Origin of the sequence: Frondihabitans sp. VKM Ac-2883, assembly GCF_015350875.1 — a bacterium.
GTDB lineage: Bacteria > Actinomycetota > Actinomycetes > Actinomycetales > Microbacteriaceae > Frondihabitans.
This window is the reverse complement of sequence record NZ_JADKSF010000001.1, coordinates 495050-518383: the sequence shown is the minus strand read 5'-3', so window position 1 is coordinate 518383 and position 23334 is coordinate 495050. Positions and strand designations below refer to the sequence as shown.

Genomic DNA, 23334 nt, shown 5'->3' with positions numbered 1-23334 from the left:
GCAAAAGTGAAACAATCGCTCGTCCTAGCCGAAACGCCTACGGAGGCAGAGTTCGGCGATTTGCCGGAAAACAGCACGACGAAAGAGTTGGCGGCTTACTTGAATATGCGGGTGCCGGCTCTCGCTCAGATGCGATATCGAGGCACGGGTCCCGCTTACCGAAAGATCTCCGCGCGGACGGTTCGGTACCGCAAAGCCGATGTCCTGGCCTGGCTTGAAGGCGCGTCGCGGACACAAACCAAGGACCACGTCGCATGATCACGCCGATCAAGCAGAGCCGTGTGAGTCACAGTCTCAGTCGAAACGAGGTTGCCGCGCGGGCCTCGATGGGCGCTCGCACGCTTTCTCGCGTCGAAGACGGCGAGATGGTCGTGTCCCCGCAGGTAATTTCCCGTATCTCTCTGGCAATCGAGAGTTTGGTCCGAGAACAGCTTCGGGAGGCGGGATGACGTCACCGAATATTCACAATGCCTCACCCGGGCTTGACTACGGTCGCTCGGTTCTCCCTCACAGAGACCCCACGTTCGATGCCGTCGTTCGTCTCCTCCGTGCAGACGCAGCGCTCGCCGACTGGAAACTCGTCGGCCCCGCCCCGGACGTGACCAACGAGCGCTCCGCACCACTTGAAGTACACCTCGCGCCCGACGTCGCGGAGGAGGTACTTCGCCACCTTACGTCGATCGCTTTCCCCCGCTCGAGCCGCACCGGCCGACGAGCGGTTTTCCACCTCCGCACGAAAAAGACCCCGGCGCTCCCACAAGAGGAGCAGCGCCTGCCAGCGCAACCGGGGCCCGTGCTCCTCAACCAAGCAAAAGGATCGGAACAAGATGACTACCACTAGTGTACCCGCCACTACCGTCGGCAACAGTCCCCTTGAGGGGGCCACCCGCAAACCCGCAACTGTCGTGGAAGTGCTTTGCGACGAAGCCTGGTGCGTCGACTACGCCCGCACTCACGAAATGTTCAACGGCGAACCGCCGATGCACCAAACCGCGACCATCCGGGGTCCTATTCAGTCGTGGAACGGCGATCCGTCTTTCGAGCTGTGGGCCGATCACACGGAGGGACAGCCGTGGCAGCCGTTCTTGCGCGTCGACGAGGGGGCATTTGACGACGAGATGACGACTGCCCTCATCACAGCGCTCACATACACGCGCGAGCTGTGCCTGGCCCTGAACACCGGGGAGGCCTCCGCATGAGCGTCGCCGTGAAATACCGCCGCGGCCCGAACCCGGCCCCTGTCGCCCCGCCCCGAACGATGACCACTCGAGAGCGGCTTGCAAGAGCCTGGTATGCCCTCCGCCCTGCCGAGGTCGACGGCCGTGAAGTGCCGTTTGACGATGCCCCTCCGGTCCGGCTCGCCTGGTGTTGGAATCGAGCCGACGATGCTCTTGCGGCGCTCGCCGTTGGTCGGGCGGAGGCAGCATGAGCACCGTGAAGGCGCGATCACACATGACAGCCTGGAACGTCGACTGGGATCTGGAAACCGAAGCCTGCCACACCGCGGCACGACCGCACCCGTGCCTAGTTCCTGGTTGCGCCGGTGAGGTCCACGACAGTTGGCACAACCCTTGGGGCGGATCTGCAGACGACGAGCTGGTGGTCTTTCATGTCGCCTCGGCCCGTTATGCGCTGGGTGCCGTCGAGGTTCAGCTGTGGCGCAAGAACGATGACCCGTGGCGCGTCGTCGGCGGGCTGGACGACGCCGACGAGCGAACACCAGCCGAGGCACGCAGCTATGGAGCCGCGCTCGCGCGGGTCTTCACAGATGCTGCGGCCGAGGCCGACCGACTCAATCGAAGGGAGCCATAGTGGCCCGCGTGCTCGCCGCTCAAATCGGGCTGGTGGCTGGAATGGTGGCGATCGTTACCGACGCCGCAGAGCTCGACCAACCTGAGCTCCTAACACCTGTCGAAGCCCGGGCGCTCGCTGATGCGCTCAATCGCCGAGCCGACGAGATCGACACCTGGTTGCCACACATTCGACGCCCTGGGGCAGAAGGGGGAACACCCATTGCGGCACCATGATCGGCCCCTGCCACCAGGAGAAATCACGTGAGCATGTCGGCTCGGAACTGGGCGTGGGATCAGCCACCTGAGCTGATCGGGCCCACCGAGCAGCACGTATTGAATTGCCTCGCCGAGCACGAGAACCCGGAGTACGGCTACGCCTTCCCCTCTGAGGCTGTCATCGCCCTAAAAACCAAATTGTCCAGGGCCGCCATCAATCGGAACACGGAAAAGCTGGAGGAAAAGGGGCTGATTCGGAAGGTCAAGCACGGCCGCACCAGTCACGGCTCTTTCGCGAGCTTGCGTTATTACCTCAACGTTCCGGAGTCGTACCGAGCGAAGGACGTCGACTGGCAGAAGCGGTCGACAAAAACGCTCCGCGCAGTTGTCTGACCACCGTGCCGCACAGAGACGCACGGTTGCTCGCCCGTGCGTCTTTGTGCGGCATGGCGTGCATCTCTCTGCGGCACGGCCGTGCATCTCTGTGCGGCATCACCGTGCATCTCTCTGCGGCACTAATAGGTACAGGTACCAGGGACAGGTATCAGGGACAAATATCAGCTACACCGAAAAGCGACCATTGCTGTGGATAACTCTGTGGAAAACAGGACACCCGAAAAGTGCCCCACGCACGCGAGCGCCCACCACCGAAAGGAAACGAAGAATGCTCCTCCGTCCATCCCGCGGCGCAACATGGCCCACCCACAAAGCCCGAGCCCGGAAGCGTCGACGAGGTCTGGGCAAAGACTCACGACCAACCGCGTCACTCGACCGCGAAGTACTCGCCCCACCCTCACGTAGCAACGACCTCGACCCCAACGCGCTCGCGGAGGATTCACGAACGGAGGCTCGCTCGTGGACGTGAGACGCAAGCGCATACCCGGCGAGGAGGCTCCATCCCTTGCTGTGCTCGCCGACGACGGTGCGACGGTTGCCGTGATCACCCTCGAGGCCGCCGAAGACTTGGCACAGCGCATCGACGAGCTCGCCGAGACGCTCCGAAGGGAGGGATGGTGACAGATAAGAACGAGACTTCCGACGACGACGAGCCCCTGTACCTCCTCGACGCCGACGGGCTACCCGAAGCGATCCTGGACATAAGCATCTTGGGTCCGCATATCGACGAGATCGTTCGCCTCGCTTATGACCTGCGCGGATTCCCAGGCGTGATGTTCGACGCCATTCGGCAGGTCCTCGGCGAGGTCGACGCTGACCAGCGGGCCGTGATTGCCACATTCGCCATCTGCCAGGTGATGCAGCAACCAGATGCACCGGGCTCGGCGGTGCAACCCGACCCGGACCCACCCACCACCACCTGACACCACCACCCCTGACGAGAGCCGCCCACACGAGGGCGGCTCTCGTCGTATCCCGAAAGGAACACACCTTGACCGAGAACACAACGGGCCTGGACGCCGGCGCTGCCGCCTACCGTGACCGCCACCCATCGCGAGCGCTGCAAGCTACACAGCCGGAGGATCAGCAAGCCCCGGCCGAAGCTGACAAGACCGACATCGCGGCCACCCAGCAGACTGGGCGGGACGCCTACCGTGCCCGACACCCGCACCCACCCCGTGATGCCGCGTGAGCGCACCGCTGACGCCCTACGGCGAGCTCCTCGACATCTTCGCGGCACTTCCGGTTCTGATTCGCGATAAGCGCCGCCGCGAGGCGCTGACCCTCCGAGACGCCGCGGGTGCCGCCGGAATCAGCGAGTCGGCATTCGCTCGAGCGGAGGCGGGAGACGACGTCATCTCATCAACTCTTGTCGCAGTCCTCAAGTGGCTCAGCGCCACCCCCACTCCTAAGAGAAAGACAAAACAGTGACTGAAACTATTACCTCTCGCGCAAACGCCCTGCTGCCCGGCTACGGCCTGGAAGCAAACGCTTTACGGTCGCTGGGCCTCACCGAAAGGCCACTGATCGCCTACGCCGAGGCCTTCGACAAGCCGCTGACCTCTATGGGTTTCGTCCCTACAGAGATCGCTGTCACCGAAAGAATCACGGCTCAGGTGCAGGCAATGATGGCCGCGGGTGAACCCATCCCCGAGGACTTTGCCGAACCCATCCTCGTTGCCCGTCGCCACGACGAAGCACGAGAACTTCTCCGTGAAATCGAAGTGAGGATCCTGTCCGGCATCATCGAGCGCACAGACATCGTCACCCCCCAAGACGTCGAAGCCCCGCTGGCCTACCTCAGTGAAGAGCTCCGCAAGCTCGTCGCCGAAGCGCAGGAGCTCGCGTTGCAGCTAGACGGGGCCCAGACCGCGAGCGAAGTGATTCGGGTAGGCGGCGCACCCCTGAAAGCGTGGAAGCGTCTTGGCGAGCTAGAGGTGGCCTACGAAGAAATTCGGCTAGCCCAGTTCCAGTACACGAAGGCGGCCTGGAACGAGAACGTCACCCCCTTCAACCAGGTGGAATACGAACGCATCGCCCTGTTCTCCGACGCTATGGAAGTGGTGCCCTACTTCACCACCACCTTCGAGAACATGCACAACCCCGCCGGCCGGCCAACGTCGGACGACCTTCGCTCCTACTTCGACTGGATTCGAGGCAGAGTCGAACTGGCCCACCCCTTGGACTACCAAGCTGAACCGGAATACTTCTTGGTCCAGATAGCCACGAAGTCAACGCCCTGGCTCCCCTCCATTCGGGAACTCGAAGACGCAACCAACGCAAGCCGGATCCTCGTGCAGAACCCAAGCATCGAGAATCTCCATGCCCTCGAGGAAGCCAGAGCTGACTACTACGCGGCCATAGGCGTCGAGCACGAATACGTCAAGCACGGGGACACTCGCCACATCGACCTTGCCTCCGCCACGTCCTCGTTCCACCAGTAGGAACACGACCCGCAACACACCAACCATCGGGCGCAGCGGGCGATCTGCCGCGCTCGGGGCCGCAGCGAGGGCGTGACCATCACGGCTCATGCCCTCGCCTGCTAGCCATCGAGAGGAGACCCATGGCATGTAGGACCCGAAGGCGATACCCGACCGAACTCGACGCGAAGCTGGCCCTCGCGTCGACCCAATATCCAAGCCGTCGCGCGCGATCGCGTGATGAGATCCGCTACTACCTGTGCCCGTACTGCCGCAACTACCACCTGACGAGTGCGCCACTGCATCGCCAGGATGGCGGCGACGACTCAGCCACGAGCCCGACGTCCGGACCCTCGAAATAGTACCAGGGGTGGGGGGTCAGCCCCTCCCCACCCCCGGTGTGCAGTACCGCCGGGGAGGTCCCTCGCTGTTCGCAGACCTGAAAAGTTCCGGAACAGGGGATTTAGCAGCCTCAGCCGATCGTTGCAAAATCAACGATCGACGGGGCTCCCACCCCCGAAAAAGCGTCCGCGAAACACGTTGCAAAGTGCGTGATTTGTAGACCTAAACGCCCTCGAATCGCGGCACATTTGCACATCCGTCGGGATGTCGGTGGTCGCCGGTAGAATTTGAGTACGCCCGTTGGGCGGTCATGGCGGGCGTCACACCCCATCGAGGAAATGTTCCGGTGTCCCTCGGCCGGTTGGATTGATTGAGCCCTGCCATGGCCGACCGCACTACACGCGTCTCTCTCGTCGCGAACGTCACGAACTACATCAACGGGATGCAGCGGGCGTCCGAGGCTACCCAGCGCACCGGTTCCGCAGCTGCCCGTCTCTCGGCGCAGCGCGAGGGCTTCGAGCGGCTCGGTAAAGCTTCACTGGCTTTTGGAGCGGTGGCGGCCGCGGGTGTCGTGCTGGCGGTCAAGAAGTACGCTGACTTCGAGCAAGCCATCTCGGGCATCCAGGCTGCTACGCACGCGGGTGCCGCCGAGATGGCGCAGTTGCAGGCTGCGGCTGTTCAGGCTGGTGCGAGCACCGTCTATTCGGCGACCGAGGCTGCAAACGCCATCACGGAGCTGTCGAAAGCTGGCGTCGCCACAAAAGACATCCTCGGCGGCGGCCTGGATGGTGCACTGTCGCTGGCTTCGGCTGGCGAGCTCGACGTCGCAGAGGCGGCGCAGATCGCCGCCACCGAGCTTACGCAGTTCAAGCTCACCGGTTCCGACGTCCCCCACGTCGCTGACCTCCTCGCCGCTGGTGCGGGCAAGGCGCAGGGATCTGTCGAAGACCTCTCCCAGGCCCTGAACCAGGGCGGACTCGTCGCCTCTCAAGCGGGATTCTCGATCGAGGAGACCACTGGGACCCTGGCCGCTTTCGCATCAGCTGGCCTCGAAGGATCCGATGCCGGAACCTCGCTCAAAACCGCAATCCTGGCCCTCCAAAACCCGTCATCGCAGGCCGCCGGCGTGATGGAGCAATACGGGATCAAGGTCTACGACGCCCAGGGCAACATGAAGTCGTTCCAGGAAATCGCTGGCGTGCTCCAGGGTCGCCTCGGTGGCCTGAAAGACGAGCAACGGAATGCCGCCCTGGCGACAATCTTCGGCAACGACGCCGTGCGTGCCGCGAACGTCCTGTACTCCCAAGGCTCGGACGGTATTGGTAACTGGACGAAGAAGGTCGACGACAACGGGTACGCCGCCGAAACCGCCGCCCTGAAACTTGACAACCTAAAAGGCGACATCGAGCGCCTCGGGGGAGCATTCGACACCGTTCTCATCCAGACCGGATCCAACGCCAACTCGTCCCTTCGCACCCTGACGCAGACCCTCACCGGGCTTGTGGACATGGCCGGCGAGGTGCCGAAACCGCTGCAGGCCGCTGGCCTCGCGGGTGGGGTTTTGACCGCGAGTGTTGCGCTCACCGGAGGGGCGGTCCTCACCGCAATTCCGCGCCTGGCCGCTCTCCGCCACGAGCTCGGAAACATGCAAATCAGCCTGCGCTCCGCTGCGCTCCGAACAGCGGCCGCCGGCGTTGCCATCGGTGGCCTCAGCCTCGCAGTCGGCTATTTCGTCGCCCAGCGGGCCCAGGTCAACGCGGCAGCCGACGAGCTCGCCAGCACCCTCGACAAGGTCACGGGGGCGACGACGAAGCTCACGAAAGCGACCCTGACGCGGAAGCTTGCCGAGGATGGCACGTTCGCGCAGGCAAAGAAGGCCGGTCTTTCCCAGGCGGAAGTCACGGCGGCCGTCCTCAAAGGCGGCGACGCGGCTGAGAAGGTGGCCAACCAGATCCGCAGCTACCAGAACGACGGCATCGGCGATCTCTTCAACGGCAACGCGTTCGCCGCAGATAAGGCGGGCACGGCCGTACAGAACGCCGCGAACTCGTTCGAGAAGAGCAAGACGAAGTTCAAGGACCTGAAAGACGCCGGCGTCGACGTCGCCGACTCTCAGGATCAGATCGCAGGCAAGTCCGACGAGGTCGCCTCAGGCCTTGACCAGATCCAGGAGTCCGCGGACAACAGCGCGGATGCACTCTCGGGGCTGAAAGACCAGATCAACGGGCTTGGGTCGACCACCCTCGACCTCCGCTCGGCCCAGCGCGACATGCAAGCGGCCATCGATGCCGTCACCGACTCCGTCAAGGACAACGGGACGACCCTCGACATCAATTCGGAGCAGGGCCGCAACAACCAGGCGGCCCTCGACGGGATTGCCGAGAAAGCCAAGGCCGTCGCGGCAGCCACGCTCGAGCAGAGTTCCAAAACCAAGTCGGCCACGGCAGCGCAAAAGGACTCTTCCGCAGCGATCGCCGCCGGCCGCAAACGCCTCATCGAAGCCCTTTCGCAGTTCGGTATCACCGGCGCTGCAGCTCAGCGCTACGCCGACAAGCTCGGACTCATCCCGAGGAACGTCACCACCCAGGCCTTCCTCGAAGACGCTGCAGCACGATCGAGTGCCGCGTCGCTACTTGCCGAGCTCGAAAAGCTGAACGGCACAACGGTCAGGTCGATCATCGTCCGCACCACCCGGCAAGACACCAACGGCAAAGCGTCCGGCAACGGACAGATGGGCACCTACGCCACCGGTGGTCCTATCGTCGGCCCGGGCACCGGCACGTCAGACGACATCCTCGCCCGTCTCTCCAATGGTGAGCACGTGTGGACGGCCGACGAGGTGTCCAAGATCGGCGGACAGCGCGCCATGCTCCACATGCGCGCCCTGGTGCGAGCCGGCAAGCTCCCGAAGTACGCCAATGGTGGTGCCGTCGGCCGGGCTCAGAATGAGCTCGACGCGGACATCGCCCGGCAGAAGGCCGCGCAGCGCGCGTACCAGGACGCGAAGGGCCCGGAGAAGGCGGCCCTACGTCAGAAGGTGCGCCAGCTGCAAGACGAAGTAGCGGCTGACCGGAAGAAGCTGGAGGCGGCGAAGAAGCTCCCGACCGGGTCGACATCATCGGACCGGGTCGCGTTCCGTTCTGGTGTGCGGTCGAACTCCTACGACGCTAAAGAGGCGGTCTCGGACCTGTACTCGATGGCCCAGGAAGCCGACAAGTACACCCGGGGTGCCCGTGCCCGCTTTGCCGCGCAGGCGAACCGCTCCGAGGTGCGCATGCTTGCCCTTGAGAAAGCCTCCGAGCGCGCCGGCAAAGCCGTCGAGAGGGCCACGGACAGGCTCGACAGCCTCAAGGATGCAGCGAAGGGCCTCCGAGATGACTCGGCGGCTCTGGCATCGTCGACAGCGGGTGCTGTGTCGAAGTTCGACGTCGGCGGGTTCCGTTCGACGTCATCGCTTCGGTCTGGCCTGACGCGCAGTGTGGGGTCGGCGAAGGAGTTTGCGGGCCTCCTGGTGAAGCTCCGGGACCGGGGTATCGCGCCGGCCATGCTGTCGGAGATTGCCGCTCTGGGGACGGCTGACGGGCTGCCGCTGGCGCGCTCCCTAGCGAAGGCGTCCGGTGGCGACATCGCATCGATCAACTCCTCCTACAAGCAGCTGGGCACGATCGGCGCTGCTGCCGGAAAGACGGTTGCCGACGCAAGCTTCAAGACGCTGATCGCTCGGGCGGACGCTCAAGTCGCAACCGCGAAGCGTGCCCTTGCCGCGGCTGACAAGAACGCGGACAAGATCACGAAGGCGATCAACACTCAGGCTGGCTACCTCCGCAGAGTCGTCGGTAAAGCCCTTGGGGTTAAGGGGTACTCGGCTGGCGGATACACGGGTGCAGGTGGAGTCGAGGACGTCGCCGGCGTAGTTCACGGCCGCGAGTTCGTCGTAAACGCCCGCGGCACCCAGCGGAACCGGGCACTGCTCGAAGCAATGAACCGTGGTCAGACCACCGTCATGCGACCCACTTACGCCCGTGCCAGCGTCGAGAGCCTCAACTACGAGCGACTGGCATCCGCAATGGCTGCGGAGATGCGTCCGTCAGTCACCAACGAGCAGAACGTAACGATGCGTCCAATGGAATCCCTTGACCCCCAGACAGCTCTCACCATTCTGTCTCGCGAGTTCACGCGCGGCATGGCGGGCATGGGCTCCTAAAACCCGCAGGGGGTCCTTGGCTGGTGAAGATCCTTGCCGGGTCGCGTTTTCGATTCCACCCTTTCGGATCTCGAATCCGAGAGCGTGGGGTGTTTAGGATTTCGTCATGTCCTATATTTCCGCGGCGAAGCACGCAGACGAAGCAGCAAACCAGGCAGACGCTGCTGCCATGATGAGAAACAACGGCGAGCCGGATCGCGCTTTCGAGTGCTTGAGCTTTGCTGTTGTCGAGCTCGCGAAGGCGGTGGCCGACCTTGCCCGGGCAGAACATCAGAGCAACGACTGACCTACCGAGGGTCAAGTCTTAGGCTGGCCATATGGACAAAGAGAAGGCCATGTCTGTCGCGGAACTTGGCGAGTGGCTAAATATCTCGAGAAGCACCGTCTACACCCTTACGAGCGATCCGCTCTTTCCTTCGTTCAAGGTGGGACGGGAGTGGCGTTTCTGGCCATCAGACGTTAAGGCCTACTTGGACAAGCCACTAGCGGATCTTTGGGCCCGTCCAAGTCGCCGTAAGGTCGATCAAACGCGTCGCACGGGGAAGCGGTTTCCTCCGCCACCAAATCGATGACGTCCGCAGTGCTGAATGCGCCCCGTGGCTTTCGGCCGCACGCAGGACACGTGCAGGCCGACGCGAGTCCAGGATCCGTGCGCACCCCCTGTATCCGGGGTACCGTCGCACTAGATCGATGACGTACCATTGTCGAACTGCGTGACTGCCGGAGTCCGACACCGAAATCCTCCGACAGTCTGCCCACCCCATGTAGAAGGAACAAACCCCATGGCATCTACTGCTCTCGGCAGCGCCTATGTTCTCTCCAACGAAGGCGTTAACCAGTTGATTGACCTCGAGTCTCGAGGCAGCGCACCTGTGGCTACGCCTGGATTCGTATCCGCTCGACCCGACGCCAACACGATGGATCGTCGTCTTACTGCTCTTCAGCGTCTGGTTGTTGGCGCTCGGCAGAGTGACTGACCCGAGTCCAGATCGGGTCGCATACAGTGTCTTCGCCCTCTCCGATCTTGAGGGTGATACGTACCAACCACTTCGAGAAGCGGTCCGCGAGCGGCTCGCTTCTTTCGAGTGCGCCCGGTCGCCGCATTTGCAGGAGTTCGCGCGCAGCAAGGTAAAGGGCTGGGAGTCTCATGGGCACAGTCGCACTTACGTCCTTGTCTGTGCTGCTGGCGACGAGGGCATTGACGTTCCCGCCTTTTTCACCGTTGGCATGACGAGTATCGATTTCACCAAAGCCTCGTCCGGCATTCGGAAGAAGCTCAGCGGCAGTATTTCAATGCTCCAAACGGGTGCCTACACAATTGCGGAGCTCGCCAGGTCAGACCGCTTTACGGGAGAGCAGCTTCCCGGTTCGGTAATTCTGGATGAGGCAAAGGAAATCATCCGTCAGTCACGCGCACTGATAGCGGGCCGCTTCCTGGTCGTCGACGCCCAGGTGAAAGTATTTGAGTCTCTCTACCGTCCGGCCGGCTTCAAGCAGTTGGCAATAGCCGAGCCTCCGATGGGAATGCCGGACGAGGACTTCGTCACGGGGTGCGCTGTTATTCGCGACTGGTAGAAGCGCCCACAATTCGCCCACAACTGCCCGTGACCCGGTGTTATCCACCGTTATCGAAAAGCTGGTAGAAACAGCGGAAAATCAAGCATCTGACGCGCCTATTTATGTGGGCGCGGGTGGGCTAATGGGTTCAAATCCCACCGGTACCGCCACAGAAAACCCCCGTTCGCGCGGGGGTTTTCTTATTTTGTAGGTGTTTTTGGTGCTTCTCGGGTGCAGCTTCCGGCCTGTACAGGTCGTACTCCTACCGGGAGGCGCCCTTGGGCTGTCGTCGGGAAGGTGGTTCCGAAGGCCGAGGTCGAATCCCTGACGCCGGCGGGGCGGATTCTTGTGAGTTCCCCTAGCCCGTCGTTGCCGAACGCCGCTGACGAACTCGGATGACGATAAGTACCACAGTCGCCGCGGCCGCTGGTATCGCGAAGACACCACACGCTCCGCCGAGGATGAGGAGGGTTCTGGGCGGGGATGTATCTGGCGCGTGACTGAGGAGTACGAGAACGCCCGCGGGCACGGCCACGGCCAGGAGCCAGGAGACGATGACGGCCCACGTGAGCGCGACGACGTCGCCGTCCCGTCGCCGACTTCCATCCAGCGTGTGTCTCATGCTGCGAGCTAATCAGAGGCGACTTGCGGTTACAACGGGGGGATCTTGCGACTCTTTCCGGCGCGTGGTCCAGCTCGTCAGTTATGCGGACACCCGTAGACACGGAGGGGAGCGAATCGACCTGGAGTTGTGGTTCTCTGGTGCGGTTATCGAAGAGCAGTCCTGTGCGCTGATTGTGTCTCGAAAATCTCTAGGAGCGCTTCGACGTCGCCAAACCCGTCGGGACAACATTTCAAGACAGTTAGTAATGCCTGTCAGTCGTGCAATTGCGGGAAAGTGGCTGTGCCGTTCAGATGGTCACGGTGATTCTTTGGGACGTCTCGAAACCTTTAGTTTTCCGAGATGCAGTACCAAGTATTTTGCCGCCGCCATCGCACGGAGACTCATATCTGGATTCGCGCCTTGTCGTCTGCGAGATCCTGAAACAGGGCAGCTGCTTTCGCATGGTCACCGGCGTCGTCAGTAGATCGAGCGAGGTTCTCGCGCGTGACGAGCACGCGCGGATCGTCTCGGCCAAGCACCCGTCGCTCGTCGGCGAGCAACGCGGTGTACAGCCCGATCGCTTCTTGCGCACCGAGAGCGTCCTCGGTGGCGCGCGCCACGCCCGACCTGGCGGCAAGGGTGTCGGGACTGTCTCGGCCCGACCTCGCGGCGAGTGCGCTTGTCACCTGTTCCCAGAGAGGAAGCGCTTCCGCCCCTCGACCCGAGTCCGCCAAGGCCGAAGCCAGTCGCGCGCGGGTATTGATGAGGTCCGCGCTATCGCTGCCCAGAGACTTCGCCTGGATGACGAGGATGTCTTCCGAGAGCCGGATGGCGTCCGACGGGCGGTCGGAGTCCGAGAGGGCGAGGGCCAGCTCCCCCCAGGTGTCGAGCACATCGGCGTCGGATTCAGCGCGTGTGATCAGTTGCTGAGCCAGTACCGATTCGAGCATCTCGACGGCGGCCTGCGGTCGGCCGTCGAGCGCCATGGCGCTCGCGATTGACCGACGAGTCCCCAGAACCTCCGAGGCGTCGGGCTCGAAGACGTGCTGTTCCACGCTCAGAAGCTCGTCGAGCAGCTCGATCGCCCTCCTCGGGTTGCCGAGCTCCCGCTGCGTCTGGGCGAAGGTCCACTGCAGCTCGCGGTCGCGCTGGTCGCGCAGGTCGAGTCGGGGGAGGACGTCATCGCCCAAGCGCTCGATCGCCCGGTTCTCCTGGTGCAGATCGCTGAGAACGCCGAGCAGCGCGCGACTCGCGTCGACGAACTCGCGGTCGTCGAGGTCGGCTCGGTAGGCCAGCAACAGCCGGCCGGCCTGCGCCGCTCGATGCGAAGGAGTGTCACGATCGGCGATGAGATCCTTGGCCTGCTCGATGAGTGCACGCCGCACCCGCAGCCGTCGCGGCGCTTTCGCGAAGTCGTTGGCGGCGAGCTTCATCTGCGCCACGTCGTGGAACTGGCAGAAGAACTCGTCGATCGTGCGCACCCAGGCGCGCTCGATCACAGTCCTCCCTGTGGTGGGATCGCCGCGGTCATCGCCGAGCTGCGCGAGCGCGGTCGCCAGCATCTCCCGATCCCACGATCGGTCGCCGCCCACATCGACCGAGACGATGGCAGGTATGGCCAGGGTCGCCAGCGTCAACGCCTCGCGACCGGGGTCGCTAAGCCGCTCCCAGGCCGTCTTGTAGAGGTCCTCGACCTTGCCCGACAGCCGCTCGAGATCTCTCGGATCGATCTCGAGCACGTCGTCGTCGGGGTCGCCGTACGTCTCCAGCACCAGTTCCAACGCGAACGGGTTGCGGTAGGTGGACACCAGCGCGTCCCGGGTGGCCGCACCGACCTGCGCGTGATGCGCGTGCACGATCGATTCGAGGTCTGCGGTGTCCAGGGCATGCAGCGACGCATCGAGTGGGAACGGGGGCGGAAGCGTCGTCGACTCCTCGTCGATGCGGATCAACCGCTCGCCCGCACTGCGCATGACGCGCACGAGGCCGGGGTCGGCGTCGACGAACCCGGGCCATCCGGTGGTCAGGATCATCACCGGGGCGTCGCGGCGGATCACACGCTTGAGCAGCTCGAGGAGAAGGCCGTCGGCGTCGTGCACGTCCTCCACGACCAGCACGACGGGAACCTGCGGGGCGATCTTGGTGAGGAATGACACCACCTCGTCCACCTCGGAAGGCCGGTACACGATCCCCTCTGCGCTCCTGAGGTTCTTGCTTCGGGCCCGGGCGGCCCTCGTCTCCCCCACTCCCTTCCGAATCAGCCAGCTCATCGCCGAGAAACCCGGAAGCGCGCCCCCGACCATCTCAGCGGTTTTCGTAACGCCGAAGTCGACGACCGCGGCCGTCCCCTCCTCAAGCACCTTGGCACGGAGCGCGAGGAACGCGGGATAAGCGAACTTCTCCACGAAGCCCGCCCGGTACCACCACGCGCTTTCGAGATGGTCGATGTGCTTGCGCAGCACGCCGACGTCCTGCAGCAGCGACTCGGTGGCCGTGCCGTTGCGCCTGCCGCAGGCGATTCCCCACCACAGGTAATCCGGTCGACTCATCGGCACGTGCTCGAAGTCGGGAGGGTTGATGGTCTTGCGTCGTTCCGAGACCTTGGCACGATCGGTGACGATCGCCGATGGCCAGTACGCCGGCTCGGTCTGGCGAGACTGCGCCAGCGCGGAGTAGAACTCCCGGACGATGCGCGTCTTGCCCCAGCCGGTCGGCGCCTCCAGCGAGACCCAGACGGGCCGCCGGTCTGCCTGTGCTCGATCGAACACGTCGAGGAGGCCGGCCACGATCGCTCGCCGTCCTTCGCCGACGAACTCTGCCTCGCGTGGGTCGGATGTCACGGGTTTCCTCCTTCATTGCGTCATCGGGCCGGCGCTGATCAGCGCAGGCCGCCCCGCAGAGCCGCCTGGGCGCGCACGGCGATGTGGAGGTTGAGCGTGTGCTCCGGGTCGGTGAGGTCGCGACCGCTCAATTCGCGGATGCGCCCGAGCCGGTACCGGAGGGTGCTGCGGTGGATGGTCAGCGCAGCCGCCGCACGGTCGTAGCTGCCGCCGGAGTCCAGGTACAGCGTGAGCGTGTGGACGAGGTCGGAGTGGTGTTCCCGGTCGTGCGCGAGGAGTGGGCCGAGCCATTCATCGAGGTACCCGGCGAGCTCGGCCCCGTCGTTCGACGCGTCGAGGATGCGCAGGAGGCCGAGGTCGTCGTAGTCGGAGACGCCGTAGGGCCGGCGCGACCCGATCCGGATGTTCAACGCCCTGCCTGCCTCGGTGAACGAGCTCGGGAGATCCTCGACCGGGCCCGCTGCGCCGACCCCGATCGTGCCCCGGGCGCTGAGCATCGTAGACGACAGCCTGCCGTAGAGGGTCGACAGGTCCGAGCGCTCGGCGACGATCGCGAGCATGCCGTCCGGCCGCCGCGAGATGAGTGCGGGGACGCGCATCGCCGAGAGCGCGTGGCCCACCGCCGCGCCGAGGTCGATGCCGTTCGGCGGCGTGTGCTCCCATGAGACGAGCAGCGCCCGCAGCGAGCCGCCGAGATCGAAACGGAGCATCTCCGCGCGAGCGAGTGCATCGACCACATCGGTGCCGACGACGAGGTCGTCGGCCAGGTTGCGGCCCAGCCGGATCTCGACCTGCGCGATGCTGCGGTGGTGCACGAGCTCGACGGCGATCATCGCCATCGCGTGCTCGATGGCGAACCGGTCGTCGTCGGTCAGGTCGTCATCCGGGTCGTAGACCCCGATCACGCCGACGGTCTCCTCGCCCGAGCGGATCTCCCTCGGACGCCATCCGCTCGGCGAAGGGCCGGCCGGGTGACGGAGGACGAGAGCCCGCATGTTGGACGGCGCAGGGGAGTCGTCCGCCCTGACGAACGCTCGCTGATGACCGAGGGAATCCTGCAGCACGACGCATCGTCGCGTGAGCGCGCTCAACGCCGTGACCAGCCGTGATTCTCCGTCGCCGTCTCCCGCTCGGACTGCGGCGGTCAACGTGTCGAGGATTCGTTGATGGCTGTCGACCTGCAGGATCTTCGCCGCCAACGTCCGATTCAGTCGCGCCTGGGTGAGACCGAGCTCGCGCAGCTCGAGCACCTGCCGGCGTTGCCGGGCGATGAGCCCGGCCATGGCGAGCCCCGCGCCGGTCGGCTCGGCCAGCGAGCTCAGCAGCACCAGCGTCTCGCTCGAGGGCTCGACCGTCAGCCGCAGCACGAACGCCCCCGCGATCGTCTCGCCGGCACCCCGGAAGAACAGGGCGTACAGCCAGGCCCGGCCACTCTCCAGCTCGCCGCTGGTGCCGGCACGTGCGTCCATCAGCTCATCGAGTCGGCGGTTGGCTCTGCCCGAATAGCGCACCAGACGACCACGCTCGGCGGTGTAGACGGCGGGGACCGTGCATCCGGAGATCGCCCTCGCGGCGGCGGTCGCGAGACGGAAGGTGCGGCGGATCGTCGGCTGTTCAGACGCCCTCGAGCCCGCTCTGAAGAGGCCGTACAAGTCGGACCGTGCCGTGGCATCGAGGTCGGTTTGTATGACGAGGTCTGGGTCGCTCAGTGCGCACATGATGGTGGACTCCGCAGGGCTAACGCTAGCCGCTTCGGCACTGGCCCGATAGGGCGACTTCGCCCGCGTTTTTCGTTCTGCCAGGGCGAAGAGCCGCCGGCGCAGACGGTGCACAATCGGCCTCAGCGGGACCGCTCCCGGCCCCGCCGCGGGCGGAGAGCCCGGCCGCTCGACGAAAGGGGAACTGTGATGGTCAAGGCAGTCGGCATCGACCTCGGCACGACCAACTCGGTGATCGCGGTCTGGGAAGGCGGAGAGGCGAAAGTCATCCCGAACGCAGAGGGGGCCCGCACGACCCCGTCCGTCGTCGCGTTCACCGACACCGGTGAGCGACTCGTCGGGCAGCTCGCACGGCGGCAGGCGATCCTGAACCCGAAGGGTACGATCTCGTCGGCCAAGAGGTTCATCGGGCGCACTTACGACGAGATCGGCGAGGAGTCCAAGGCGGTCGGCTTCGACCTCGCGCCGGGGCCGAACGGCGAAGCCCGGTTCATGATGCGCGACAAGCTCCACTCCCCGGAGGAGATCAGCGCGCTCGTGCTTCGCAAGCTCGTCGACGACGCCGCCAAGTTCCTCGGTGAGAAGGTGACCGAGGCGGTGATCACGGTCCCCGCCTACTTCAACGACGCCCAGCGCACCGCGACGAAGGACGCCGGCCGCATCGCCGGTCTCGAGGTGCTCCGCATCATCAACGAGCCGACCGCGGCCGCCCTCGCCTACGGCATGGATAAGAAGGAGCACGAGACCGTGCTCGTGTTCGACCTCGGCGGCGGCACCTTCGACGTGAGCCTCCTGGACGTCGGTGACGGCGTGGTGGAGGTGCGCTCGACGGCGGGCGACACCCATCTCGGTGGCGACGACTTCGACCGTCGTGTGGTCGATCACCTCGCCGACGAGTTCCAGAAGGTGGAGGGCATCGACCTCCGCAAAGACCCGCAAGCGCTCCAGCGCCTGTTCGAGGCGGCTGAGAAGGCCAAGGTCGAACTCAGCACCGTGAGCCAGACCCAGGTCAGTCTGCCGTTCATCACGGCGGATGCCGCCGGCCCCAAGCACCTGACGACGACGCTGAAGCGCGCGACCTTCGACAACATCACCGCCGATCTCGTCGAGCGGTGCCTCGACCCGGTGCGGCAGGCGATGGACGACGCGAAGGTCACCGAGAACGACATCGACGAGGTCATCCTGGTCGGGGGTTCGACGAGGATCCCGGCGGTGCAGAACCTCGTGACACGGCTCACCGGGGGCAGAGACCCCAACATGACGGTCAATCCCGACGAAGTGGTCGCCGTCGGTGCGGCCATCCAAGCGGGCGTGCTGAAGGGCGAGGTCAGCGACGTGCTGCTGCTCGACGTGACCCCGCTGTCGCTCGGCGTCGAGACGCGCGGCGGCTTGATGACGACGATCATCGAGCGCAACACCACCATCCCGGCGCGACGGAGCGAGGTGTTCTCCACCGCGCGGGACAATCAGGACTCCGTCGAGATCGTCGTGCTGCAGGGGGAGCGGGAGCGTGCCGCCGACAACCGCGTGCTTGGCCGGTTCACCCTGACCGGCATCCGGCCGGCGCCGCGCGGCGAACCCCAGGTCGAGGTAACCTTCGACGTCGACGCGAACGGCATCCTGAACGTGAAGGCGCGCGACAAGGACACCGGTGCGGAGCAGGGCATCACGATTAGCGGCACGACGAACCTCGATCAGGCCGAGATCGAGCGCATGGTGCACGAGGCCGAACAGCATCGCGCCGAGGACCAGCAGCTGCGTGGAGACGTCGACGCCCGCAACGAGCTCGACGCCGCCGTCTACCGGGTCGAGCGCACGCTTGCCGAGCAGGGTGATTCCGTGCTCCAGCACGAGCGCGCCCGGGCCGAGATGCTGGTCGGGCAGGCTCGCGAGGCCGTCGGCCGGGAGGCCTCGGCATCCGAATCGCGAGAGCTGACCAGTGAGCTGCAGCAGATGGATGCAGCCCTGTCCGTCGCCCGGGCATCCGATGCGCCGTCCTCCGAGGCTCACGAGGACGAGTCCGACGACGACGTCGTCGACGCCGAGTTCGATCGAAGCTGAGGGACCGTGACATGGACGACACGGACGGCCCCGAAACCGACACCGACGCCGACGCCGGCGCCGGCGCACGCGCCGCGTCGGCCCAGCCCGTCGCGCCCGACGATCCGAACCTTCGTCTCGCCGACCTCGAGGATCGCTGGCGCCGTGCGGTCGCCGACCTCGACAACCTGAGGAAGCGGGCGGCTCGGGAGATCGAATTCGTCCGCGACTCCGAGCGTGCCCAGGCCGCATCCGTCTTCCTCCCCGTCGTCGACGGGCTCGAGGATGCGGTCACCTACGCCCGAGGGCAGAGCGCCGGCCTGGCCGAAGGCATGCAGGCGATCCGGGAACAAGCCGTCGCCTCGCTCGAACGCCTTGGCTACCCCCGCATCGACCAGGGTGGAGTGCCCTTCGACCCGCGCATCCACGAGGTCGTGTCGGTGGTCGACCGGGGCGACCGGCTGCCGCGAACGGTCGTGGTCGTCGCCCGGCTCGGGTTCGGGACCCCGGATCGGCTGCTGCGGGCCGCCGGCGTCGTAGTCACCTCAGCCGAGGAGTGACATCGTGGCGGCCGATGACTACTACCGACTGCTCGGCGTCTCGCGATCGGCCGACGCCAAGGAGATCCAGCGCGCCTACCGCAAACTGGCCCGCAGGTACCACCCCGACGTCAACAAGGAGGCGGGAGCGGAAGACCAGTTCAAGGAGATCAGCGAGGCTTACCACGTACTGGCAGATCCCGATTCGCGGGCGCAGTACGACCGGTTCGGGCCGGAGTTCCGTCAATACGCTGCGGGGGCAGAGCGCGAGTATGCGTCGCAGACGCGGGCCGGCGCCGGGAGCGGCGGCGGCCGAACCCGAGCGCGCCCCCGACCCTCGGGCTTCACCTGGTCGAGCGCTCAAGGCGGCGCCGGGCCGGGCAGCGCCTCCGTCGACTGGGGAGACCTCTTCGGCGACGCCTTCGGCTCGATGCGGGGAATGGACACCGAAGCCACCCTCGAGCTCACCGTCGAGGAGGCCTTTCGTGGCGGTGCCCGAACGGTCGTCGTCTCGGGCCCCGACGGCGACCGCCAGACGTTCGACATCCAGATCCCGGCGGGCGTCCTCGATGGCCAACGGATGCGCGTGACTGGCGGCGGGGGCGCGGGCCGGGACGACGGCGGGGCCGACGACCTCGTCGTCACGTTCCGCGTGCGGCCCGACCGTCGCCTGCGACTGGACGGGAAGAACATCGAGATGGACCTGCCGATCTCGCCCTGGGAGGCCGCGCTCGGATCGAGCGTCTCGACCCGGGCTCCCGGCGGCCCGATCACCGTGCGGGTTCCGCCCGGCTCGTCCAGCGGCCGCCGGCTGCGGCTGAAGGGTCAGGGCATGCCGCAGTCCGGCGGGAAGCCGGGCGACCTCTTCGCGAAGGTGAAGATCATGGTCCCCCCGCACCTCACCGACCGTGAACGCGAGCTCTTCGAGACGCTCGGGCACGAATCCGCCTACGATCCGAGGGCCGCATCATGAGCTCTCCGCTGCTTCCAGCGCTCCCACCCCGCCTCGACATCGGGATGGTCGCTGCCGCCTCCGGCACGCACCCCGAACTCGTCGCGCGGTTCGTCGAGCTCGGTCTCGTCCCGGCTCACCGGGACGGCGCGGGGCGGTTGTGGTTCGACCCGTCCGCACCCGGACTGGTGCGGCGGATCGTGCGGCTGCACGCCGACCTGTCGCTCAACTACACCGCCGTCGCCCTCGTCATCGACCTTCTCGCCCGCATCGATGTGCTCGAGAGCAAGCGCCGGGTGATCCGTTCCGGAAAGGGGACCCCACCATGGAGATGAACAAACTGACCCAGAAATCCCAGGAAGCCCTTCAGCAGGCGCAGAGCATCGCGAGCCGGAACGGGCAGACGGAGACCGAGAACGAGCACCTCCTGCTGGCGCTGCTCACGCAGGAGGGCGGCCTGATCCCGCGACTGCTGGAAGCATCCGGTGTCGATCTGCCGGTGCTGCTCGGCGACGTGACTAGCGCGATCGAGCGCAAACCGAGGGCCACGGGGCCCGGGGCGACGCCCGGCCAGGTGTTCCTCTCGAAGACCCTGGCAGCGACCCTCGACCGTGCCGAGAGGGAGGCGGATCGGCTCAAGGACTCCTACGTCTCGGTGGAGCATCTGCTGCTCGCGCTCACCGACGACCTCGGAAGTGCGACGGCGCGCCTGCTGCAGAGTGACGGCGTCGCGCGTGAGAGCTTCCTGACGGCGCTCACCGCCGTCCGCGGTAACCAGCACGTCAATTTCGCCACCCCCGAGCAGACCTACGAGGCCTTGGAGAAGTACGGCCGCGATCTCGTGGCCGACGCCCGGGCCGGGCGCCTCGATCCGGTCATCGGGCGCGACGCCGAGATCCGTCGTGTCATTCAGATCCTGTCGCGCAAGACGAAGAACAACCCGGTGCTGATCGGCGAGCCGGGTGTCGGCAAGACCGCCATCGTCGAGGGTCTGGCCCAGCGGATCGTCCGCACCGACGTTCCCGAAGGGCTCCGCGACAAGACGGTCTTCCAGCTCGACCTCGCGGCTCTGGTCGCCGGCGCGAAGTACCGCGGCGAGTTCGAGGAGCGGATGAAAGCGGTGCTGGCCGAGGTCACGTCGTCGGATGGGCGCATTCTGCTCTTCATCGACGAACTGCACACGCTCGTCGGTGCCGGGGCGACCGAGGGCGCCATGGATGCGGGCAACATGATGAAGCCGATGCTCGCTCGCGGCGAGCTGCACCTCATCGGCGCGACGACGCTGGACGAGTACCGCCGGCACATCGCGAAGGATGCCGCGCTCGAGCGCCGGTTCCAGACCGTGCTGGTGGAGGAACCGGGCGTCGAAGACGCCATCTCGATCCTCCGTGGACTGCGCGAGCGCCTCGAGGTCTTCCACGGCGTGCGCATCCAGGACAACGCGCTCGTCGCGGCCGCCACCCTCTCCCACCGGTACATCACCGAGCGGTTCCTGCCCGACAAGGCCATCGACCTCGTCGACGAGGCCTGTGCGCGGCTGCGCACCGAGATCGACTCGATGCCTGCCGAGCTCGACGAGCTCACGCGGAGGGTGACCCGCCTCGAGATCGAGGAGGCCGCGCTGGCGAAGGAGAAAGACAAGCCGAGCGGCCTCCGTCTGCGGGAGCTGCGCCGGGAGCTCGCCGACCTGCGGGCGGATGCCGACGCGAAGCGCGCGCAGTGGGAGGCCGAACGCCAGGCCATCCGCAGGGTGCAGGAGCTGCGCAGCGAACTCGAGCGGGTGCGGCGTGAGGCGGAGCAGGCCGAACGCAACTACGACCTCGACCGTGCGGCGGAACTGCGCTACGGGACACTCGCCGACCTCGAGCGCAACCTCGCCGCCGAGGAGGCGCGGCTCCAGTCGAAGCAGGGCCGGCAGCGGATGTTGCGCGAGGTCGTGACCGAGGAGGAGATCGCCGAGATCGTCGCCTCCTGGACCGGCATCCCGGTCGCTCGCCTGCAGGAGGGTGAGAGCGAGAAGGTGCTGAAGCTCGACGAGGTGCTCGAGGAGCGCGTCGTCGGGCAGTCGGAGGCCGTGAGGCTGGTCGCCGATGCGATCATCCGTGCCCGGTCGGGCATCCGCGACCCACGTCGGCCGATCGGGTCGTTCATCTTCCTGGGGCCGACGGGCGTCGGCAAGACCGAGCTCGCCAAGGCCCTGGCCGGCGCGTTGTTCGACAGCGAGTCCGCGATGATCCGTCTCGACATGAGCGAGTACCAGGAGCGGCACACTGTCAGCCGCCTGGTCGGGGCGCCTCCCGGGTACGTCGGATACGACGAGGGCGGTCAGCTCACCGAGGCGGTACGGAGGCGGCCGTACTGCGTCGTGCTCTTCGACGAGATCGAGAAGGCGCATCCGGACGTGTTCAACACCCTGCTGCAGGTGCTCGACGACGGCCGCATCACCGACAGCCAGGGCCGCACGGTGGGCTTCCGGAACACCGTCGTGATCATGACCTCCAACATCGGTGCGGACCACCTCCTCAGTGGCGCTCGAGACAGCGGCGGGGGCATCACCGACGAGGTTCGCGACCAGGTGCTCGCCGAACTGCGCGGCCGCTTCCGCCCGGAGTTCCTCAACCGCGTCGACGACATCGTCGTCTTCGCGCCGCTCGGCCTGGAACAGATCGAGTCGATCGTCGAGCTGCTGATAGACGACCTCCGCCGGCGCCTTGCGGAACGCCAGATAACGCTGGAACTCACTCCCGAAGCGCGGTGGCTGATCGCCGAGCGCGGCTACGACCCGCTCTACGGCGCCCGGCCGCTGCGGCGGTACATCTCGCACGACATCGAGACGCGGCTGGGCCGGGCGCTCCTCTCCGGATCGGTCGGCGAGGGCTCAACCGTGCGCATCGACGTGCGGGACGGCGACCTCGTGGTCGACCTGGAGCGCGCGGCGGCCGACGCCGAGGCCGGGGTGATGACATGACGGCCACGGCGACCACCAGCATCCGGTGCCCGAAATGCCAGCATAAGAACCGCGTGCTCACAGCCGGAGCGGGACGGCCACGCTGCGGGAACTGCCACGAGCCGCTTCCCTGGATCGTCGACGCCCTCGACGACACCTTCGCCGAGGTCGCCGAGAAGGCCGATCCGCCGGTGATCGTCGACCTGTGGGCGAGCTGGTGCGGTCCGTGCCGCGTGGTCAGCCCCATCCTGGAGCAGCTGGCCACCGAGCGAGCGGGCGAGCTGAAGCTCGTGAAGGTGGATGTCGATCGCGCGCCAGGTCTGTCGTCGCGGTTCGGCATCCAGGCCGTGCCGACACTGCTCGTGCTGCGCGGAGGCGAGGTCATAGCCCAGCAGGCCGGTGCGGCCCCGCTCGGCGTGCTGCGCCGCTGGTTCGATGAGGCGATGGCGAAAGAAGGAGGAGGCTCATGACCGTCCGCCCCGATCCCCATCTCGTCTTCGTCCGCCCGGTGTCTCCCCGCACTCCCGGCGCCTGCGAGGACTGCGTGGCCCTCGGCACCCTGTGGGTGCATCTACGGCTGTGTCTGACCTGCGGCAAGGTCGGATGCTGCGACTCGTCGCCGATGAGGCACGCGCGAGCGCACGCGCAGCACCACGGGCATCCGATCGTCCGCTCCCTCGAGCCGGGGGAGACCTGGCGCTGGTGCTACATCGACGAGGACTTCGTCTGATGCCGGGCCTCGGATCGGGGCGCGTCGTCGTGG

Annotated in this window: 24 protein-coding genes; 20 read left to right on the top strand and 4 right to left on the bottom strand. The window is 65.9% G+C overall.

The genetic code is table 11. The features are described 5' to 3' along the window. Positions 1 to 6: 6 nt before the first annotated feature. The gene (locus ITJ49_RS02625; RefSeq protein ID WP_370544338.1) at positions 7 to 258 is read left to right on the top strand and encodes a helix-turn-helix transcriptional regulator; all 252 of its coding nucleotides are present in this window, start codon (positions 7 to 9) and stop codon (positions 256 to 258) included. Next, positions 255 to 449 carry a helix-turn-helix transcriptional regulator gene (locus tag ITJ49_RS18030; protein WP_194601009.1) on the top strand — a complete coding sequence of 65 codons (195 nt, stop codon included), beginning with the start codon at positions 255 to 257 and terminating at the stop codon, positions 447 to 449. Before ITJ49_RS02625 ends, ITJ49_RS18030 begins: the two co-directional genes overlap by 4 nt. A gap of 23 nt (positions 450 to 472) precedes the next feature. On the opposite strand, the gene ITJ49_RS02615 is transcribed toward ITJ49_RS18030, so the two are convergent. Then, entirely contained in the window at positions 473 to 670 is a 198-nt protein-coding gene (locus ITJ49_RS02615) for a hypothetical protein (RefSeq protein WP_194601006.1), read from the bottom strand. A 157-nt stretch (positions 671 to 827) separates the two neighbouring features. On the opposite strand from ITJ49_RS02615, the gene ITJ49_RS02610 reads away from it, so the two are divergent. The 11 genes from ITJ49_RS02610 (at position 828) to ITJ49_RS02560 (ending at position 10949) form a co-directional block, all read left to right on the top strand. Then, entirely contained in the window at positions 828 to 1199 is a 372-nt protein-coding gene (locus tag ITJ49_RS02610) for a hypothetical protein (RefSeq protein ID WP_194601003.1), read from the top strand. A 226-nt stretch (positions 1200 to 1425) separates the two neighbouring features. Then, the gene (locus ITJ49_RS02605) at positions 1426 to 1812 is read left to right on the top strand and encodes a hypothetical protein (protein ID WP_194601000.1); all 387 of its coding nucleotides are present in this window, start codon (positions 1426 to 1428) and stop codon (positions 1810 to 1812) included. Positions 1813 to 2060: 248 nt separating this feature from the next. Continuing rightward, complete coding sequence (locus tag ITJ49_RS02600) at positions 2061 to 2402, top strand: helix-turn-helix domain-containing protein (protein ID WP_228513992.1); 342 nt, start codon at positions 2061 to 2063, stop codon at positions 2400 to 2402. 462 nt (positions 2403 to 2864) lie between these two features. After that, on the top strand, positions 2865 to 3026 hold the full coding sequence (locus tag ITJ49_RS02595) for a hypothetical protein (RefSeq protein WP_194600994.1): 162 nt from the start codon (positions 2865 to 2867) through the stop codon (positions 3024 to 3026). Continuing rightward, complete coding sequence (locus ITJ49_RS02590) at positions 3023 to 3328, top strand: hypothetical protein (RefSeq protein WP_194600991.1); 306 nt, start codon at positions 3023 to 3025, stop codon at positions 3326 to 3328. The genes ITJ49_RS02595 and ITJ49_RS02590 overlap by 4 nt, the downstream gene beginning before the upstream one ends. A gap of 265 nt (positions 3329 to 3593) precedes the next feature. Beyond that, a complete protein-coding gene (locus ITJ49_RS02585; protein ID WP_194600988.1) occupies positions 3594 to 3836 on the top strand; it encodes a helix-turn-helix transcriptional regulator in 243 nt (80 codons plus the stop codon). Next, entirely contained in the window at positions 3833 to 4849 is a 1017-nt protein-coding gene (locus tag ITJ49_RS02580; protein WP_194600986.1) for a hypothetical protein, read from the top strand. The genes ITJ49_RS02585 and ITJ49_RS02580 overlap by 4 nt, the downstream gene beginning before the upstream one ends. 703 nt (positions 4850 to 5552) lie before the next feature. Next, a complete protein-coding gene (locus tag ITJ49_RS02575; protein WP_194600983.1) occupies positions 5553 to 9374 on the top strand; it encodes a phage tail tape measure protein in 3822 nt (1273 codons plus the stop codon). 106 nt (positions 9375 to 9480) lie between these two features. Continuing rightward, positions 9481 to 9660, top strand: coding sequence for a hypothetical protein (locus ITJ49_RS02570; RefSeq protein WP_194600981.1), 180 nt, complete (start codon positions 9481 to 9483; stop codon positions 9658 to 9660). 31 nt (positions 9661 to 9691) lie between these two features. Further along, complete coding sequence (locus tag ITJ49_RS18025) at positions 9692 to 9946, top strand: helix-turn-helix domain-containing protein (protein WP_194600978.1); 255 nt, start codon at positions 9692 to 9694, stop codon at positions 9944 to 9946. A 271-nt stretch (positions 9947 to 10217) separates the two neighbouring features. After that, positions 10218 to 10949, top strand: coding sequence for a hypothetical protein (locus tag ITJ49_RS02560; RefSeq protein ID WP_194600975.1), 732 nt, complete (start codon positions 10218 to 10220; stop codon positions 10947 to 10949). Between the two features lie 340 nt (positions 10950 to 11289). Here ITJ49_RS02560 and ITJ49_RS02555 read toward each other — a convergent pair whose 3' ends face one another. The 3 genes from ITJ49_RS02555 to ITJ49_RS02545 all read right to left on the bottom strand — a co-directional run bounded on the left by ITJ49_RS02555 (position 11290) and on the right by ITJ49_RS02545 (position 16093). After that, a complete protein-coding gene (locus tag ITJ49_RS02555; RefSeq protein ID WP_194600971.1) occupies positions 11290 to 11553 on the bottom strand; it encodes a hypothetical protein in 264 nt (87 codons plus the stop codon). A gap of 383 nt (positions 11554 to 11936) precedes the next feature. Continuing rightward, positions 11937 to 14375 carry a tetratricopeptide repeat protein gene (locus tag ITJ49_RS02550; RefSeq protein ID WP_194600968.1) on the bottom strand — a complete coding sequence of 813 codons (2439 nt, stop codon included), beginning with the start codon at positions 14373 to 14375 and terminating at the stop codon, positions 11937 to 11939. 38 nt (positions 14376 to 14413) lie between these two features. Further along, on the bottom strand, positions 14414 to 16093 hold the full coding sequence (locus ITJ49_RS02545) for a CdaR family transcriptional regulator (RefSeq protein ID WP_194600965.1): 1680 nt from the start codon (positions 16091 to 16093) through the stop codon (positions 14414 to 14416). A gap of 189 nt (positions 16094 to 16282) precedes the next feature. On the opposite strand from ITJ49_RS02545, the gene dnaK reads away from it, so the two are divergent. From dnaK to ITJ49_RS02510, 7 genes are read left to right on the top strand one after another with little or no spacing between them, the layout of a single operon-like run. Then, a complete protein-coding gene (dnaK, locus tag ITJ49_RS02540; RefSeq protein ID WP_194600962.1) occupies positions 16283 to 18154 on the top strand; it encodes a molecular chaperone DnaK in 1872 nt (623 codons plus the stop codon). Positions 18155 to 18165: 11 nt separating this feature from the next. Continuing rightward, positions 18166 to 18693: a nucleotide exchange factor GrpE gene (locus ITJ49_RS02535; RefSeq protein ID WP_194600959.1), complete on the top strand. Its 528-nt coding sequence runs from the start codon at positions 18166 to 18168 to the stop codon at positions 18691 to 18693. Between the two features lie 4 nt (positions 18694 to 18697). After that, positions 18698 to 19645: a DnaJ C-terminal domain-containing protein gene (locus ITJ49_RS02530; protein ID WP_370544337.1), complete on the top strand. Its 948-nt coding sequence runs from the start codon at positions 18698 to 18700 to the stop codon at positions 19643 to 19645. Beyond that, positions 19642 to 19959 (top strand): chaperone modulator CbpM, encoded by a 318-nt coding sequence (locus ITJ49_RS02525; protein ID WP_194600957.1) that lies wholly within the window; start codon positions 19642 to 19644, stop codon positions 19957 to 19959. Before ITJ49_RS02530 ends, ITJ49_RS02525 begins: the two co-directional genes overlap by 4 nt. Continuing rightward, complete coding sequence (clpB, locus tag ITJ49_RS02520; RefSeq protein WP_194600954.1) at positions 19950 to 22592, top strand: ATP-dependent chaperone ClpB; 2643 nt, start codon at positions 19950 to 19952, stop codon at positions 22590 to 22592. Before ITJ49_RS02525 ends, clpB begins: the two co-directional genes overlap by 10 nt. Further along, positions 22589 to 23041 (top strand): thioredoxin, encoded by a 453-nt coding sequence (trxA, locus tag ITJ49_RS02515; protein ID WP_194600951.1) that lies wholly within the window; start codon positions 22589 to 22591, stop codon positions 23039 to 23041. Before clpB ends, trxA begins: the two co-directional genes overlap by 4 nt. Next, positions 23038 to 23301, top strand: coding sequence for a UBP-type zinc finger domain-containing protein (locus ITJ49_RS02510; protein WP_194600949.1), 264 nt, complete (start codon positions 23038 to 23040; stop codon positions 23299 to 23301). The genes trxA and ITJ49_RS02510 overlap by 4 nt, the downstream gene beginning before the upstream one ends. Positions 23302 to 23334: the final 33 nt, after the last annotated feature.

Coding starts and splice junctions, on each gene's coding strand:
- ITJ49_RS18030 (WP_194601009.1), top strand. CDS start 255: ATGATCACGCCGATCAAGCAGAGCCGTGTGAGTCACAGTCTCAGTCGA.
- ITJ49_RS02610 (WP_194601003.1), top strand. CDS start 828: ATGACTACCACTAGTGTACCCGCCACTACCGTCGGCAACAGTCCCCTT.
- ITJ49_RS02605 (WP_194601000.1), top strand. CDS start 1,426: ATGAGCACCGTGAAGGCGCGATCACACATGACAGCCTGGAACGTCGAC.
- ITJ49_RS02600 (WP_228513992.1), top strand. CDS start 2,061: ATGTCGGCTCGGAACTGGGCGTGGGATCAGCCACCTGAGCTGATCGGG.
- ITJ49_RS02575 (WP_194600983.1), top strand. CDS start 5,553: ATGGCCGACCGCACTACACGCGTCTCTCTCGTCGCGAACGTCACGAAC.
- ITJ49_RS02570 (WP_194600981.1), top strand. CDS start 9,481: ATGTCCTATATTTCCGCGGCGAAGCACGCAGACGAAGCAGCAAACCAG.
- ITJ49_RS18025 (WP_194600978.1), top strand. CDS start 9,692: ATGGACAAAGAGAAGGCCATGTCTGTCGCGGAACTTGGCGAGTGGCTA.
- ITJ49_RS02555 (WP_194600971.1), bottom strand. CDS start 11,553: ATGAGACACACGCTGGATGGAAGTCGGCGACGGGACGGCGACGTCGTC.
- ITJ49_RS02545 (WP_194600965.1), bottom strand. CDS start 16,093: ATGTGCGCACTGAGCGACCCAGACCTCGTCATACAAACCGACCTCGAT.
- dnaK (WP_194600962.1), top strand. CDS start 16,283: ATGGTCAAGGCAGTCGGCATCGACCTCGGCACGACCAACTCGGTGATC.
- ITJ49_RS02535 (WP_194600959.1), top strand. CDS start 18,166: ATGGACGACACGGACGGCCCCGAAACCGACACCGACGCCGACGCCGGC.
- ITJ49_RS02525 (WP_194600957.1), top strand. CDS start 19,642: ATGAGCTCTCCGCTGCTTCCAGCGCTCCCACCCCGCCTCGACATCGGG.
- clpB (WP_194600954.1), top strand. CDS start 19,950: ATGGAGATGAACAAACTGACCCAGAAATCCCAGGAAGCCCTTCAGCAG.
- trxA (WP_194600951.1), top strand. CDS start 22,589: ATGACGGCCACGGCGACCACCAGCATCCGGTGCCCGAAATGCCAGCAT.
- ITJ49_RS02510 (WP_194600949.1), top strand. CDS start 23,038: ATGACCGTCCGCCCCGATCCCCATCTCGTCTTCGTCCGCCCGGTGTCT.